This window comes from Streptomyces sp. NPDC031111, from assembly GCF_055570675.1.
This window is the reverse complement of sequence record NZ_JBVIGS010000014.1, coordinates 204,626-219,426: the sequence shown is the minus strand read 5'-3', so window position 1 is coordinate 219,426 and position 14,801 is coordinate 204,626. Positions and strand designations below refer to the sequence as shown.

The following is a 14,801-nucleotide window of genomic DNA, read 5'->3' as shown; positions in this document are numbered from 1 at the left end:
GGCCTGCCGCACTCCCCCGAACGCTCCCGTGCACTCCCGTGCGCTCGGGTGTCCGCGGCCGGGACCGGGCATGCCACCACCGACCGTCGAGCGGGTCGAGGGGGAGGTCGCGGTGCACGGACCGGTGTCGTCCGGCTGGCTGCTGGTCGCGCTCTGCGCGGCGACCGGCGCCTACTGTCTGCTGCGCATGCGCAGCCGTGTGGAGGAACAGCGCCGTGCGGCGGGCGGCGAGGCTCTGATGGGCTTCGGCATGGCCGTGATGGCGGTGCCGGCGGCGGCGTTCACGCCGCCCGCCTGGGCCTGGCCGGCCTTCGCGGCGGTGTTCGGCGCCGCCGGGCTGCACGCGCTGTGGGCGGCCCGGACGAGCGCGCGTCATCTGCACCATCTGATCGGCTCCGGGGCGATGGTGTACATGGCGGTGACCATGGCCGCGGCCGGGCCGGGGCACGGGCACGGCGGCTCGGGCACCCCCCTGCTGACCGGGACGCTGCTGCTCTACTTCATGGCGTACGTGCTCGCCGCCGGCGTGCGGCTGGTCCCCGTGGCCTCCGTCGCGGGCGGCGGCACCGGCTGGGGCGACCGGCCGGAGCTGGCGCGGGCCTGCCGGCTGTCCATGGGGATCGCGATGGTGGCGATGCTGCTGACGATGTGAGGGCGGGACCGTTGTCTGCGTCACTTCGGTCCTTCGGCCCGTGCTCCCGGGCGGCCCGCGCTCATAGGCTGCACACATGATCCTCCCCGCGGTCCTGCTGATGCTCGGCGTCCTGACCGCCGTCCTGGGTCCCCGGCTGCTCGCCCGGGCCGACTGGCCGGACCGTGAACCGGTGGTGGCGCTGTGGGCCTGGCAGTGCGTGATCGCGGCGGTGCTGCTGTGCTGCGCGCTGTCGATGACGTTCAGCGCGGCGGCGGCCTGGCGGGCGGTGGGCGGCCATGTGTTCGCCACGGCGCCCCGGGCGGTCGTGGAGGCGTACGCGCTCGGCACGGCGGGACTGTGGGCGGCGACCACCGCGGTGGCGCTGGCGTGCGGCGGTCTGTGGAGCGCGGCGATGCTCGTCCGGGAGGTCGCACGGGCCCGCGCCCGGCGCCGGGCGCGCCGGGCCGAACTGCTGGTACGGGCCCCGCTGCTGCCCGGGGAGGAGCCGGGCGCCGACCGGCTCGTGGTCCTGGAGGGCGAGCGGCCCGAGGCCTGGTGGCTGCCGGGCACCCCGCCCCAACTGGTCGTCACCACGGCCGCGTTGCGTCGGCTGAAGGGCCGGCAACTGGACGCCGTCCTCGCCCACGAGCGGGGGCACGCGCGGGCCCGGCACGACTGGCTGCTGCACTGCTCGTCCGCGCTCGCGGACGGGTTTCCGCAGGTGCCGGTGTTCGCGGCGTTCCGCGACGAGATGCACCGGCTGGTCGAACTCGCCGCCGACGACATGGCGTCCCGCCGCTTCGGCCGGCTGACCACGGCCCTCGCGCTGGTGGAACTCAACGAACACCGCGGGGTGTTCGGCCCCTGCCCGACCCCCCAGGCCCACGTCCCGGCCCGCGTCCGCCGCCTCCTGACACCCCCGGACCGCCTCACCGCGGCACGCCGGCTGCGCCTGACAGCCGTGGCCTCACTGGTCCCGGTGATCCCGGTCCTGGTCGCCTTCGTACCGGGGCTGCGGGCGCTCGGGTAGCCCGCGGGGGCACGAAGCTGGCCGCGGGGGCCGGTGATCGGCGAGGATCGGCTCATGCGCACCTCCCACGCCGAATCCCCGCCCAGGCCCCCGGAGCACCGACCCGCCACCCTCTCCACCGGAGTGCTGGCGCTGTGCTCGGCGCTGCTGCTGGCGCTGGTCGCCGTCGAGTGGCGTCCGCTGTTCGACCTCGACGGCGACATCGCCCGCACCACCCACCGCTGGGCGGTCGACGAACCGGGGCTGACGCAGACGTCCCGCATCCTGACGGACTGGGTCTGGGACCCGTGGACGATGCGGGTGCTGTGCGGTGTGGCGGCCGGGCTGCTCGTCTGGCGGTACGCCGCCCGCTGGTCGGCGGTCTGGCTGGTGCTGACGGTCGCCGTCGGAACGGCCGTCCAACAGGGGCTGAAGGCCGCCCTCGACCGGGCCCGCCCGGTGTGGCCCGACCCGGTGGACTCCGCGCACTACGCGGCGTTCCCGTCGGGGCACGCGATGACCGCGACGGTCGTCTGCGGCCTGCTGCTGTGGCTGCTGCACCGTCACGGAGTGGGCCGCGTCCTGTGGCGCACGGCGCTGGCCGTGGCGGTCGTCTCGGTGACCGGGGTCGGCCTCACCCGTGTCTGGCTCGGCGTCCACTGGCCCACGGACGTCCTCGGCGGCTGGCTGATCGGCGCCTTGGTGGTGGCCGCGGCGGTGGGCATCCACCAGCGGCGGTATCCGCTCTCCGAAGCCGCTCACACTCCGGCCGAAGGACCGTTCACCTCGGACGATCCCCCGCGTCGCCCGAGGTGAACGGCAGCCGGAAGAGGCCCGCGCAGGGGCCTCACCGGATGCGCTGAGTATAGTTGGCTGGCAGCCAGTCAACGCAGGAGTCCAGCATGTCCCCGCGCAGCGCCCTGGTCAATGAAGAGTTGCGGAGGCGTTCGAAGGAGCGGCTTCTGCACGCCGCCGTGGAGTTGGTCGGCGAGCACGGATACGAGGCGACGACGCTCGGCGACATCGCCGACCGGGCGGGCTCCGCGCGGGGCCTGGTCTCGTACTACTTCCCGGGGAAGCGCCAGCTCGTGCAGTCGGCCGTGCACCGGCTGATGCACCGCACCCTGGAGGAGGCGCTGGAGCGCGAGCCGCGCACCGAGGACGGCCGGGAGCGGATGGCGCGGGCCATCGACGCGATCCTGGGCCTGGCACGGGACCGGCCGGTACTGATGCGCCAGCACATGGCCGGACTGCTTCAGGCGGAGGGTTTCGTGCCCTGCCCGGAGCAGCGGCGCCTGGCCGAGCTGCTCGGCGACACCGTCGCCCGGCACGGCTCGTGCGACGTCGAGGCGGACTATCCGATGCTGCGCGCCCTGCTGATGGGCGCCGTGTACGCGGCCCTGATGCCGGGCGCCCCGATGCCGATCCCGGCGCTGCGCGCGGAACTGTTCAAGCGCTACCGGCTCGACTGGGAGATGGGTGTCCCGCCGGACACCGAGGCATCCGGCGGGACGTGTGGAGCGGACCTGGGCCGGTTCTTCTCGACCGAGCCCGGGCCGGGGACTCAGTCGAAGTAGTCCGGCTGGGTCTGCACGTTGAGCTCACTCAGGTGGACCCAGCGGGCCGGGTCCGTGCGCCGGTCGTCGATCTTCAGGACGTCGAAGCCCTTGGCCATGTCGTTCGAGTAGATGTAGCCGTTGTAGTAGTACGCCGACCACGAGCCGCCGGTGACGAGCTGCTCCGTGGACAGCGGACCGCGCTCGAAGTAGGCGATCTCCTTCGGCTTCGAGGAGTCGGTGAAGTCCCAGACGGAGACGCCGCCCTGGTACCAGGCCTGGACCATCAGGTCCTTGCCCTTGACCGGGATCAGCGAGCCGTTGTGCGCGACGCAGTTCTCGGTGTCCGCCTGGTGGCGGGGGATCTTGAAGTAGCTGCGGAAGACCAGCTTCTGCCGGTCGCCCTTGCCGACGATGTCGTAGATGCCGTCCGCGCCGCGGTTCGGGCCGATCTCCGCGTTGCAGGTGGCGCCGCCACCGCCGCCCAGCTCGTCGGTGAAGACGACCTTGTTCGCCTTCTGGTTGAAGGTCGCCGAGTGCCAGAACGCGAAGTTGACGTTGTCCTGCACCCGGTCGATCACCTTGGGCCGCTCGGGGTCCTTGATGGAGAACAGGATGCCGTCGCCCATGCAGGCACCGGCGGCCAGGTCCTTCGACGGCAGCACGGTGATGTCGTGGCAGCCGGTGGTCTTGGAGACGCCCGGGTTGGTGGGCCCGCCGGGGTTGCCGCCGCCGTCCGGTCCCTCACCCGGGAACAGCACCGGGAAGCCGACCAGCGCCGCCTTGTGCGGGGCCTTGCGCGGCACCTTGATCACCGAGATGCCGTCGTGCGGCGGCTGGCAGTCGGGGTAGGCCGCGTTCGGCGAGTACGACGAGACGTAGACGTAGACGTTCTTGCCCTCGGGCACCAGCGTGTGGGTGTGCGAGCCGCAGGCGGTCTCGACGGCGGCGACGTAGCGCGGGTTGCGCTTGTCGCTGATGTCGAAGACCTTCATGCCCTCCCACGAGGACTTCTCGGTCGCCGGCTGCGTGGTGCTGTTGCAACTGCTGTCGCTGCGCGAGGAGTCGGTGGACAGGAACAGCAGGTCGCCGGAGACGGAGATGTCGTTCTGCGAGCCGGGGCACAGCACCTGCGCCACCGTCTTCGGCGCCTTCGGGTCGCTGATGTCGAAGATGCGGAAGCCGTCGTAGTTGCCGGCGAAGGCGTACCGGCCCTGGAAGGCCAGGTCCGAATTGGTGCCGGGCAGCGCGTCCTTGGGGATGTTGGCCACGTGCCGGATGTTGTCGGAGTGGACGATCTCGTCCTGGCCGGGTATCTCACCGCTCTCGATGGCCTCGCGGGCCTCGGCCTGGTCGCTGCGTGAGACCTCCTTCCCGGCGGCGGGCGAGTCCCCGGGGTCGGGGATCGCCGCCGCCGGGGCGGCGGTGAGGAGCGCGGCCAGCAGCCCGCCGGCTGCGGCGGCAACTCCCAGACGTCTGCGCCGGGTTCGGGAAACACTCAACAGGATCACTGTTTTCCTCCCTGGTTCCGTTCACGTCGGAACGGTTTTCGCACCGGCAGTATCGTCTTCGACATGCACATACCAACAGGGGGCAACACACTTGCAATGAAGTTTTTTGATCACTGACGCGCGGAAGCGTGCTAGGACGGTCGTCGACACTCACGAGGTGTCTCGCAACCCCCCTGCCACAGGAGGTTCTTGTGCACTACCGCCGTGCGTCACGTGTGTCCGTCGTCGCGGCCGGGCTGACCGCTCTGGCCGTACTCGGGCTCGTGGGCTGCGACTCGGACACGGACGACACCAAGTCGGCCGCGGGCAGCGGGCCTTCGGTCATCGCGCCGGGCGAGCCCGGGGAGGCGAACCGGACCCTGTCGGCCGAGGAGGCCGAGCGGCAGCGCGTGGAGGACGACTCCCCCAACTCCGCGGACGTCTCGTACGCGCGGATGATGATCGAGCACCACGCGCAGGCCCTCGAAATGACCGACCTGGTGCCGGACCGCGCCGAGTCGTCGAAGATCGTCAAGCTGGCCGAGCGCATCGCCGCCGCGCAGCAGCCGGAGATCAAGGCCATGAAGGCCTGGCTGAAGAGCCATGACAAGGCGGAGCGGGACGACGGGCACGGGCACGACCACGCCACGATGCCCGGAATGGCCACGCAGGCCCAGCTGAAGCAGCTGAGCGCGGCCGACGGCAAGGCGTTCGACCAGCTCTTCCTCACGCTGATGATCACGCACCACCAGGGCGCGATCACCATGTCCACCGAACTGAAGGGGCAGGGCAACAACATCCGCATGGAGGAGATGGCGGACGACGTGGTGGCCCAGCAGACGAGCGAGATCAGCCGGATGCGCGACCTCATGTGACGCCTCGCCGGCCCGCGACCGGGGCGTGCGGCGAGGACGACGGCTCCGCTCAGCGCCGGGCGTGCCGCGAGGGCAGCAGACCCGCGTCGCGCGTCCGGCCGATGAGCCTGAGCGCCCCGCGCCGGCTGTACCCGGTCTCGTCCATCACGGCGAGGACCGGATCGGCTCCCCGCTCCTGCGCGGCGCGGTACGCCCGTGCCGCGAGACCCCGCTCGTCCGGCCCCGTCCGCGGGGCGGACCCCTCCCGGTGCGCGCCGGCACCGTCCCCGGGGTCCGGCTCGGTCTCGGCGCCGCAGGCCCGGGCCAGCGGCCCCTCGATCCAGTCGGCGAACAGGGCCAGATCCTCCAGCGCCAGCGCGGGCCGGGCCCGTACGTCCTCGACGCAGACCCACCCCTCGCACACGGTCGCCAGCGCGTCGATCCGGGCCCCGTCGCCGAAGGCCAGCCGCACATGGAGCCACCGCGTCGCCCGCTCCCCCTCCCGCACCTCCCACGCGGGCCACACGGACACCGCACCCTCCGCCGGAGAGCGATCGGAAAGCTGAAGAAAAGATGCCTCAAGCACACATGCAACGTAACCGTGTGATCAGTTTCCCCCCGTAGAACACGCACCCCGGGCGACGGACGGCACCCTGTCAGCGGAGCGGGGACAGTGCCATGCTGGAAGACATCAGCGATCTCCTGTCGAACCCCCGGGGTGAGGAGTTCCGCCGTGCTGCGTGTCGCCGTCATCGGTTCGGGTCCGAGTGGGTGCTACACCGCCCAGAGCCTCGTCCAGCTCGACGCCCAGGTGCGCGTCGACGTCCTGGACCGGCTGCCGTGCCCGTACGGTCTGGTCCGCTACGGGGTGGCACCGGACCACGAGAAGATCAAGTCCTTGCAGAACAACCTCCGCACGGTCCTGGAGCACGAGCGCGTCCGCTTCCTCGGCGGGGTGCCGGTCGGGCCGGGCGGGGTGTCGGTGGCGCGGCTGCGGGAGCTGTACCACGCGGTGGTGTACTGCGTCGGCGCCGCCACCGACCGGCGGCTGGGGATCCCCGGCGAGGAGCTGCCGGGCAGCTGGTCGGCGACGGAGTTCGTGTCCTGGTACAGCGCGCATCCGGACGCCGTCGACGACGGCTTCCTGCGCGGTGTGCGGTCGGCGGTGGTGATCGGGGTGGGGAACGTCGCGGTGGACGTCACCCGGATGCTGGCCCGTGGGGCGGCGGAGCTGGGCCCGACCGACATGCCGCAGGCGGCCCTGACCGCACTCGCGGCCAGCGAGGTGACGCGGATCCAGATGGTGGGCCGGCGCGGCCCCTCCCAGGCCCGCTTCACCACCAAGGAGCTGCGCGAACTGGGGACGCTGCCGGACACCGGCCTCGCCGTGGACCCCGCCGAGGCCGCGCAGGACCCGGCGTACACGGACCCGTCGGCGCTGCCCGCCCCGCAGCGCCGCAACGTGGAGGTGCTGCGCGGCTGGGCCGGGGCTCCGGTGCCGGAGGCCCGGCGTCTGATCCGTCTGCGCTTCTTCCTCCGCCCGGTCGAGGTCATGGCCCGGGAGGGCAGGGTGGGCGCGGTGCGCTTCGAGCGGACGGTGCCGGACGGACACGGCGGCGTCGTGGGCACGGGCCGGTACGAGGACATCGAGGCGCAGTTGGTGCTGCGTTCGGTGGGCTATCGCGGGGTGCCGCTCGAGGGGGTGCCGTTCGACGCGGTCGGCGGCACGGTGCCGCATCAGGCCGGGCGGGTGCTGCGGGAGGGCGCGGTGGCTCCGGGCGAGTACGTGGCGGGCTGGATCAAGCGGGGCCCGACGGGGGTCATCGGCACGAACCGGCCCTGCGCGAAGGAGACGGTGACGTCCCTGTTGCAGGACGCGCCCTTCCTCGTGGACCGCGAGCTGCCCGGCGACCCACGGGCGGCGCTGCGGGCCGAGGGCGTCGAACCCGTCGAATGGACCGGCTGGCAGGCGATCGAACGCGCCGAGGCGGAGCTGGGCGCCTCCCTCGGCCGGACCACGGTCAAACTCCCCGACTGGGACGCCCTCCTGACGGCCGCCCGCATGGCCGGCCCGTGACCGTACGGACGGTCCCGGTCCGCAGGACCCGACTCCGGCGAGGCCACCGGAACGCGGCCCACGCCCGGACGGCCCTGCGACAGCGGCCCCGGGCCGTACCGACGACCGCCGGCCCGCGGGACCCCGGGCCCTGAAGGGGGTCCCGCGGGGCACCACGCCTCGCCGCGTTGTCGTCACACCCCGGTTCCCTCACGCCCGGCTGCTCCCCCATGCGCGGGGAGGGAGCCCCCCATCGCGTCGACTCCCTCCTCCGCCCGGCGACGCACGGCACCGGACGCCGTTCGCCGAGCCGGCCCGATCGACGAGACACCCTCTGGGGCGGGATCGCTGCCGGAAAGCGGTCCCCGCCGGACGGACAGGCGGCCGCCGCATCCGCGCCGGCGCCGCCTCACCGGATCCCGGTCTCCGAGGAAACCGGCGGACGCGTCCCCGGAGCCGAGCCCACGAACCCGACGTGCGCCGCCGGCGTCCCCAGGCGGCCTCCGGCAACGCGAACGGCACCGGCCCATGACGCCATGAGCCGACGGGCTGCCGCGTACCCAGGGGGACGCCCGCGAGCCAACGGGCGGCGCCTCACCGGCGAGTGACCGGCTCGAATTCCTCGAGCCGGGCGCGCGGGGCGCGCGAGCCCGGGGCCCTCGTCCCGGTCAGCCCGCGTCCTGGCGGGTGGACTGGTGGGCGGCGGCGGTGAGGAGGCAGTCGAGGAGCCCCGGGAAGAGGTCGTCCAGATCGTCCCGGCGCAGGCCGTTCATCTTGGCCGTGCCCTCGTAGATCTGGCGGATCACGCCGCTCTCCCGCAGCACCCGGAAGTGGTGCGTGGTGGTGGACTTGGTGACCGGCAGGTCGAAGTGCGAGCAGGACAGCTCGACACCCTCCGCGGCGAGCTCGCGGACGATCCGCATCCGCACGGGGTCGGAGAGCGCGTGCAGCACGCCCTCCAGCCGGATCTCCTCACGCGCCGGATGCGGCAGGTCGCGGCTGCTGGTGGCGGGGGCGGCGGTCGTCACGGCGGCTCCAGGTGGGTCCGGGAAGGCTCATTGTACGAGAACCATCGTAGTTTGACATCCCCCGTACTACGATGCCTATCGTACGAGCGCACCCACCCCTGGCACCCCAGCCGAATGGAGTCCACCGTGAGCACGCTGTTCGAGCCCTTCACCCTGCGCGGAGCGACCATCCCCAACCGGGTGTGGATGCCGCCGATGTGCCAGTACTCCGCCGCGCCCGAGGGACCCGAGGCAGGCGCGCCCAACGACTGGCACTTCGCGCACTACGCGGCTCGCGCGGCCGGCGGCACCGGCCTGATCGTCGTCGAGGCCACCGCCGTGTCACCGGAGGGCCGCATCTCGCCGTACGACCTCGGCATCTGGAACGACACCCAGGTGGAGGCGTTCCGCCGGATCACCCGCTTCCTCACCACCCAGGGCACCGTCCCGGCCATCCAGCTCGCGCACGCCGGACGCAAGGCGTCGACCGAGCGGCCCTGGCTGGGCGGCGCGCCGGTCGGACCGGACGGGCACGGCTGGCAGCCGGTGGCTCCGAGCCCGCTCGCCTTCGACGAGCGCCACCCGGTGCCGGACCAGCTCACGGTCGAACAGATCCAGGAGATCGTGGAGCAGTTCCGCACCGCCGCGCGCCGGGCCCTCGCCGCCGGGTTCGAGATCGCCGAGATCCACGGGGCCCACGGCTATCTGATCAACGAGTTCCTCTCCCCGCACTCCAACCACCGCACCGACGCCTACGGCGGCTCGTACGAGAACCGGACGCGTTTCGCGCTGGAGGTGGTCGACGCCGTGCGCGAGGAATGGCCGGACGACAAGCCGCTGTTCTTCCGCGTTTCGGCCACCGAGTGGCTGGACGAGTCGGGCTGGACCGCGGACGACACCGTGCGCTTCGCCTCCGAGCTGCACACCCACGGCATCGACCTGCTCGACGTCTCCACCGGCGGCAACGCCTCCGGCGTCCACATCCCGACCGGGCCCGGATACCAGGTCCCCTTCGCCGCGCGGGTGCGCAACGAGACGCCGATGCCGGTCGCCGCCGTGGGGCTGATCACCGATGCCGAGCAGGCCGAGAAGATCCTCGCCAACGGCGAGGCGGACGCGGTGCTCCTCGGCCGCGAGCTGCTCCGCAACCCCTCGTGGGCCCGCCACGCGGCCCGCGAACTGGGCGGCGAGGTTCACGTACCCGACCAGTACCACCGCTCCGTCTGATCGCGTCCGTCACCTCGCCGGTGACCCCGGGGTGCCGCATCGGCCCCGGGGTCACCGGCGTCCTCCGTTCCTGGCCGAATGTGATCCTCGCGGAGCGTTGACTAGAAAGCGCTTACCCTCTACGTTTCCCGTTCAGCAGCGTGACCCGTCGCGTCAATCGATCGGTCACGCCGCACACCACCACGAACGTCGTTCATGTACATGGATCGCACCCCCACACCACGACAGAAGGAACGACATGACTTCCGCGAAACGACCACGCACCCGCGCACTGACGGGCGCACTCGCCACCCTGGGACTCTCGGTTGGCATGGTCATGACCACCGGCGCATCCCCGGCGAACGCCGCCACCTGGCCGACCCCGAACGGCAGCCAGGGCGTCTCCTCCACCATCTCCGTGTCCGGCACCAAGGACTACGGGATGAAGCGCCTGTACGGCACCGGTGACCTTGGCTCCGGCGGCCAGGACGAGGACCAGGGCCCGATCCTGGAACTCGCGGACGGCGCGGTCCTGAAGAACGTCATCCTGGGCGCCCCGGCGGCCGACGGCATCCACTGCAAGGGCTCCTGCACACTCCAGAACGTCTGGTGGGAGGACGTCGGCGAGGACGCCGCCACGTTCAAGGGCAAGTCGTCGGGGTCGGTGTACACCGTCAGCGGCGGCGGCGCCAAGGAAGCCAGCGACAAGGTGTTCCAGTTCAACGGGGCCGGAACACTGAACGTGTCGAACTTCGCGGTCAAGAACTTCGGCACCTTCGTCCGCTCCTGCGGCAACTGCTCCACGCAGTACAAGCGGACGATCAACCTCAACACCATCGAGGTGACCTGGAAGGGCAGCAGGATCGCCGGCATCAACACCAACTACGGCGACAGCGCGACCCTGCGGAACATCACGATCATCGGGGACACCAGCAAGAAGATCGTCCCCTGCCAGAAGTACATCGGCAACGACGACGGCGACGAGCCGGACTCCAACGGCTCGGGCCCCGACGGCACGTACTGCAAGTACTCGTCGTCCGACATCACCTACCGGTAGTCCTCACCGGCGCCCCCCACGGGCAGCGGCCGTACGAGGCGTCCAGCGCGGCGCCCCGTACGGCCGGCCGCGTCACCGGGCCTGCCCGCCGTCATCCGCCGCCCACGCGTGAACGGACCTCCCCCGTCAGCTCCCGGCGGTAGCCGGCGTACGCCGCGCGCAGCTCGTCGCCCGGCCAGTCGGCGGGCAGCAGGACGGGAGGCAGTACGGGGTCGGCGAGCAGATGACGTACGACGGCGGCGAACGCCGCGAGCCGGTCGGCGGGGCGGTCGGCGCGCTCGATGTGGTCCAGGAGCGCGCGGGCGGTGCCCGACCATGCCTCCAGCGGCCACAGGCTCGCGGCGAGTTCGCGGGCGGGCCTGCCTGGGCGGGCCGTGCAGCGCTCGGCCACCTCGTCGAGGGCGGCGGGCAGGCCGCGCTCCAGATTGGCGGGGCGCAGCCACACCCCCTCGCGGAGTTCCGCGAGCCGGAGGGCGGCCAACCGTGTGCGGAGGTCCGCGCGTTCGGCGGGGCCCCTGCCGGTCGCGGTGATCACCACCAGCTCCCAGTCGCCGTCCCACGCGCGCGTGCGCGGCTCCACCGACTCGTCCTGGCGGTGCTGACGCTCGAGCAGCCGGTCGCTGAGCCGGTAGCCGGCGTCCGTGCGCCGCAGGTCACCGGCGGCGACCATCCGGCTGAGCGCCGCGCGGAGCGTGGACCCGCCGACACCGAAGCCCTCCACGAGACGCCCGAGCTCCCTCGCCGGCAGCTCCGGCGGGTGGGTACCGAGCAGCAGACTGAGCACGACCGACCGCGCGGACAGGGGGCGCGGTCGCGGGTCGTCCGGTGCCGCCGGGTCGTTCCTCCGCATGGGGCCGTACTCTACGACGCCGATCATGTTGCATGATTGCTGCGACTGTGGAAATAGTGCAACACTCGCGTCATGACCACCACATTCGCGGACGAGCGGCGGCAGGATCTCGGCGCGGGCGGCGCCACCCACCACGTCACCAACCAGCCCCCGCCCCTGACCCCGTACGACGCCTCCGACGACACCGCCCTGCTCGAAGGGCTGCGGCGGGAGGGCGCCGGATGGGCCGAGGAGGAGCTGCGCCGGCTCGGCGGGCTGGCCGGCAGCGCGCAGGTGCAGGAGTGGAGCGACCTGGCCAACCGCCACGAGCCCGAACTGCGCACCCACGACCGGTACGGGCACCGCCTCGACGAGGTGGAGTTCCATCCGAGCTGGCACCACCTGATGCGCACGGCCGTCGCCGAAGGGCTGGCCGCCGCGCCCTGGGCGGACGACCGTCCCGGCGCCCATGTCGTCCGCACGGCGAAGGGGCTGGTGTGGGGACACACGGAGGCGGGACACGGCTGCCCCACGTCCATGACGTACGCGGCGGTGCCCGCGCTGCGCCGGCAGCCGGAGCTGGCCGCGGTGTACGAGCCCTTGCTGACCAGCCGGGAGTACGAGCCGGGCCTGCGGGTGCCGGCCGGGAAGCGCGGGCTGCTGGCCGGCATGGGGATGACCGAGAAGCAGGGCGGTTCCGACGTCCGCACCAACACCACCGCGGCCACCCCCACCGCCGAACCCGGCGTGTACACCCTGCGCGGCCACAAGTGGTTCACCTCGGCGCCGATGTGCGACGTGTTCCTGGTGCTGGCGCAGGCCCCGGGCGGGCTCTCGTGCTTCCTGGTGCCCCGCGTGCTGCCCGACGGCACCCGCAACACGTTCCGCGTACAGCGGCTGAAGGAGAAGCTGGGCAACCGCTCCAACGCCTCCTGCGAACCCGAGTTCGACGGCACGGTCGCCTGGCTGGTCGGCCCGGAGGGACAGGGCGTGAAGACCATCATCGAGATGGTCAACTGCACCCGGCTGGACTGCGTGATGATGTCGGCGGCGCTGATGCGCAGGACGCTCGTCGAGGCCGGCCACCACGTGCGGCACCGCAGCGCGTTCGGGGCGCGGCTGGTGGACCAGCCGCTGATGCGCAACGTGCTGGCGGATCTGGCGCTGGAGTCCGAGGCCGCCACGACGCTCACCCTGCGGCTGGCCGGAGCCGCCGACCGCGCGGTGCGCGGGGACGCCGGGGAGGCCGCGTTCCGCCGGATCGCGACGGCGGTCGGCAAGTACTGGGTCACCAAGCGGGGGCCGGCCTTCACCGCGGAGGCCCTGGAGTGCCTGGGTGGCAACGGCTACGTCGAGGAGTCGGGCATGCCCCGCCACTACCGCGAGGCCCCGCTGCTGTCGATCTGGGAGGGCTCGGGGAACGTCAACGCGCTCGACGTGCTGCGGGCGCTCGGCCGGGACACGGCCACCGCCCAGGCGCTCTTCGACGAACTCGACCTGACGCGCGGGGCGGACGCGCGGCTGGACGCGGCCGTGGCGGGACTGAAGGACGAACTGGCCGAGGGCTCCCAGGCGGGCGCCCGACGGCTGGTGGAGCGGATGGCGCTGACGCTCCAGGGCTCGCTCCTCGTCCGGCACGCCCCGGCCGCGGTCGCCGACGCCTTCTGCGCGACGCGGCTGGGCGGCGACTGGGGGCACGTCTTCGGCACGCTGCCCGCGTCGGCCGGACTGGACGCGATCCTCGGCCGCGCGCTGCCGGACGGCGGCTGACCGGCCGTCGAGCCGCCGCGCGCGATCCCGCGGACGCGTGCACACGCGCTCCGACCTGCGGCCCGACTGATCCAGAGGTGACTGTCAGTGGTGGGGTGCAGACTGGCCGATGTCCGAAACGATGACGTCGACGAAGACGTCGCGGAGGTGATCGGCATGACCGAGGTACTGCTCGCCGTGGGCACCCGCAAGGGCCTGTTCATCGGGCGCCGGCGAGGTGGCGCCTGGGAGTTCGACGAGAGTCCCTACTTCAACGCGCAGGCCGTGTACTCGCTCGCCATCGACACCCGTGGCACGAGCCCCCGGCTGCTGGCCGGCGGTGACAGCTCGCACTGGGGACCCTCGGTGTTCCACTCCGACGACCTGGGCCGCAGCTGGACCGAACCGGCCCGGCCCGCCGTCAAGTTCCCCCAGGACACCGGGGCTTCGCTGGAGCGGGTCTGGCAGCTGCACCCGTCCGCGGCCGAACCGGACGTGGTCTACGCGGGGACGGAACCGGCCGCGCTGTACCGCTCGGAGGACCGCGGGGAGACCTTCGAGCTGATCCGCCCGCTGTGGGAGCACCCCACGCGGTCGAAGTGGGTGCCGGGCGGCGGCGGTGAGGGCCTGCACACCGTGCTGACCGACGCGCGCGATCCGCGGGCCGTGACCGTGGCCGTCTCGACGGCGGGTGTGTTCCGCACGCGGGACGGCGGCGCGAGCTGGGCCCCGTCCAACTCCGGGGTGTCCGCGGTGTTCCTGCCGGACCCGAACCCGGAGTTCGGGCAGTGCGTGCACAAGGTCGCCCGGGACGCGGCGGACCCGGACCGCCTGTATCTCCAGAACCACTGGGGGGTGTACCGGAGCGACGACGCGGGCGGACGCTGGACGGACATCGGCGAGGGCCTCCCGTCGACCTTCGGCTTCGCGGTGGTGGCCCACCCCCGTCGCGGGGACACGGCGTACGTGTTCCCGATCAACGCCGACTCCGACCGGGTGCCGGCGGACCGGCGCTGCCGGGTCTTCCGGACCGCGGACGCGGGCGGGAGCTGGGAGCCGCTCACGGCGGGGCTGCCGCAGGAGGACCACTACGGCACGGTGCTGCGCGACGCGATGTGTCACGACGGCGCCGACCCGGCGGGCATCTACTTCGGCAACCGCAACGGCGAGGTGTACGCGTCGGCCGACGACGGCGACAGCTGGCGGCAGTTGGCGTCGCATCTGCCGGACGTGCTGTGCGTGCGCGCCGCGGTCCTCGCATGAGCCGTACGAGGCGTACGAACCGTACGAGGATCCCGTCCGGTCCTGGCCACTGGTTGATCTCCGCCGCCGTCGCGGCAGTAGGGTGACGCCC

The 14,801-nt window shown here is 72.6% G+C and carries 14 protein-coding genes; 10 read left to right on the top strand and 4 right to left on the bottom strand.

Annotated elements, in window-relative coordinates:
* Nucleotides 1-112: 112 nt before the first annotated feature.
* From ACZ470_RS27455 to ACZ470_RS27440, 4 genes are all read left to right on the top strand, one after another.
* Nucleotides 113-652 (top strand): DUF5134 domain-containing protein, encoded by a 540-nt coding sequence (locus tag ACZ470_RS27455; protein WP_468431454.1) that lies wholly within the window; start codon nucleotides 113-115, stop codon nucleotides 650-652.
* Nucleotides 653-728: 76 nt separating this feature from the next.
* The gene (locus ACZ470_RS27450) at nucleotides 729-1,664 is read left to right on the top strand and encodes a M56 family metallopeptidase (RefSeq protein WP_468431410.1); all 936 of its coding nucleotides are present in this window, start codon (nucleotides 729-731) and stop codon (nucleotides 1,662-1,664) included.
* A gap of 54 nt (nucleotides 1,665-1,718) precedes the next feature.
* Complete coding sequence (locus ACZ470_RS27445; RefSeq protein WP_468431409.1) at nucleotides 1,719-2,459, top strand: phosphatase PAP2 family protein; 741 nt, start codon at nucleotides 1,719-1,721, stop codon at nucleotides 2,457-2,459.
* A gap of 86 nt (nucleotides 2,460-2,545) precedes the next feature.
* A complete protein-coding gene (locus ACZ470_RS27440; protein WP_468431407.1) occupies nucleotides 2,546-3,220 on the top strand; it encodes a TetR/AcrR family transcriptional regulator in 675 nt (224 codons plus the stop codon).
* Here the strand turns inward: ACZ470_RS27440 and ACZ470_RS27435 are convergent.
* The gene (locus tag ACZ470_RS27435) at nucleotides 3,208-4,710 is read right to left on the bottom strand and encodes an LVIVD repeat-containing protein (protein ID WP_468431405.1); all 1,503 of its coding nucleotides are present in this window, start codon (nucleotides 4,708-4,710) and stop codon (nucleotides 3,208-3,210) included. The two genes, ACZ470_RS27440 and ACZ470_RS27435, sit on opposite strands and share 13 nt — an antisense overlap.
* A gap of 191 nt (nucleotides 4,711-4,901) precedes the next feature.
* On the opposite strand from ACZ470_RS27435, the gene ACZ470_RS27430 reads away from it, so the two are divergent.
* Complete coding sequence (locus ACZ470_RS27430; RefSeq protein WP_468431403.1) at nucleotides 4,902-5,564, top strand: DUF305 domain-containing protein; 663 nt, start codon at nucleotides 4,902-4,904, stop codon at nucleotides 5,562-5,564.
* A 49-nt stretch (nucleotides 5,565-5,613) separates the two neighbouring features.
* On the opposite strand, the gene ACZ470_RS27425 is transcribed toward ACZ470_RS27430, so the two are convergent.
* Nucleotides 5,614-6,075, bottom strand: coding sequence for a DUF6214 family protein (locus ACZ470_RS27425; protein ID WP_468431402.1), 462 nt, complete (start codon nucleotides 6,073-6,075; stop codon nucleotides 5,614-5,616).
* Between the two features lie 201 nt (nucleotides 6,076-6,276).
* On the opposite strand from ACZ470_RS27425, the gene ACZ470_RS27420 reads away from it, so the two are divergent.
* Complete coding sequence (locus ACZ470_RS27420) at nucleotides 6,277-7,620, top strand: FAD-dependent oxidoreductase (protein WP_468431400.1); 1,344 nt, start codon at nucleotides 6,277-6,279, stop codon at nucleotides 7,618-7,620.
* A 647-nt stretch (nucleotides 7,621-8,267) separates the two neighbouring features.
* Here the strand turns inward: ACZ470_RS27420 and ACZ470_RS27415 are convergent.
* Nucleotides 8,268-8,627: an ArsR/SmtB family transcription factor gene (locus tag ACZ470_RS27415; protein WP_468431398.1), complete on the bottom strand. Its 360-nt coding sequence runs from the start codon at nucleotides 8,625-8,627 to the stop codon at nucleotides 8,268-8,270.
* A 126-nt stretch (nucleotides 8,628-8,753) separates the two neighbouring features.
* On the opposite strand from ACZ470_RS27415, the gene ACZ470_RS27410 reads away from it, so the two are divergent.
* Nucleotides 8,754-9,833 (top strand): NADH:flavin oxidoreductase/NADH oxidase, encoded by a 1,080-nt coding sequence (locus tag ACZ470_RS27410; RefSeq protein ID WP_468431396.1) that lies wholly within the window; start codon nucleotides 8,754-8,756, stop codon nucleotides 9,831-9,833.
* Nucleotides 9,834-10,071: 238 nt separating this feature from the next.
* Nucleotides 10,072-10,869 carry a pectate lyase gene (locus tag ACZ470_RS27405; protein ID WP_468431394.1) on the top strand — a complete coding sequence of 266 codons (798 nt, stop codon included), beginning with the start codon at nucleotides 10,072-10,074 and terminating at the stop codon, nucleotides 10,867-10,869.
* A gap of 91 nt (nucleotides 10,870-10,960) precedes the next feature.
* Here the strand turns inward: ACZ470_RS27405 and ACZ470_RS27400 are convergent, their stop codons facing one another.
* Nucleotides 10,961-11,719, bottom strand: coding sequence for a PaaX family transcriptional regulator C-terminal domain-containing protein (locus tag ACZ470_RS27400; RefSeq protein ID WP_468431392.1), 759 nt, complete (start codon nucleotides 11,717-11,719; stop codon nucleotides 10,961-10,963).
* A gap of 72 nt (nucleotides 11,720-11,791) precedes the next feature.
* Here ACZ470_RS27400 and ACZ470_RS27395 point away from each other — a divergent pair, with 72 nt between their 5' ends.
* Entirely contained in the window at nucleotides 11,792-13,468 is a 1,677-nt protein-coding gene (locus ACZ470_RS27395) for an acyl-CoA dehydrogenase family protein (RefSeq protein WP_468431391.1), read from the top strand.
* 87 nt (nucleotides 13,469-13,555) lie between these two features.
* Nucleotides 13,556-14,710 carry a WD40/YVTN/BNR-like repeat-containing protein gene (locus ACZ470_RS27390; protein ID WP_468431389.1) on the top strand — a complete coding sequence of 385 codons (1,155 nt, stop codon included), beginning with the start codon at nucleotides 13,556-13,558 and terminating at the stop codon, nucleotides 14,708-14,710.
* Nucleotides 14,711-14,801: the final 91 nt, after the last annotated feature.

Coding starts and splice junctions, on each gene's coding strand:
- ACZ470_RS27395 (WP_468431391.1), top strand. CDS start 11,792: ATGACCACCACATTCGCGGACGAGCGGCGGCAGGATCTCGGCGCGGGC.
- ACZ470_RS27405 (WP_468431394.1), top strand. CDS start 10,072: ATGACTTCCGCGAAACGACCACGCACCCGCGCACTGACGGGCGCACTC.
- ACZ470_RS27445 (WP_468431409.1), top strand. CDS start 1,719: ATGCGCACCTCCCACGCCGAATCCCCGCCCAGGCCCCCGGAGCACCGA.
- ACZ470_RS27400 (WP_468431392.1), bottom strand. CDS start 11,719: ATGCGGAGGAACGACCCGGCGGCACCGGACGACCCGCGACCGCGCCCC.
- ACZ470_RS27440 (WP_468431407.1), top strand. CDS start 2,546: ATGTCCCCGCGCAGCGCCCTGGTCAATGAAGAGTTGCGGAGGCGTTCG.
- ACZ470_RS27450 (WP_468431410.1), top strand. CDS start 729: ATGATCCTCCCCGCGGTCCTGCTGATGCTCGGCGTCCTGACCGCCGTC.